Consider the following 353-nt stretch of genomic DNA (forward strand, 5'->3'; position numbering starts at 1 on the left):
TGGCGCTGGCCGGCACGCCCGGCGCCGCCTTCGCCCTCGCCCGCCACGGGCCGGACGGCCGCGTGGTGCCGCCGGAGGAGACCGGGGCGGCCCTCGCCGGGCTGCCCGTCGAGGCCCTGCGGCTGGGGCCGGGCGCCGCCGCGGCCCTGCGGCGGCTCGGCCTGCGCCGGATCGGCCAGCTCGCCGAGGCCCCCCGGGCCCCGCTCAACCGCCGCTTCGGCGAGATCCTCGCGACCCGCCTCGACCAGGCGCCCGGCGCGCGGCCTGAGCCCCTCGCCTGCCTCGGCGAGGCGGTGCGGTACGGCGCCGTGCGGGGCTTCCTGGAGCCGATCGGGCGGCAGGAGACCATCGTG

General features: G+C 82.4%; 1 pseudogene. It reads left to right on the forward strand.

The features are described from left to right. Positions 1 to 353: pseudogene (locus ACLBXP_RS25340) on the forward strand (DNA polymerase Y family protein); the annotation flags it as partial.

This window comes from Methylobacterium sp. A54F, from assembly GCF_053346035.1.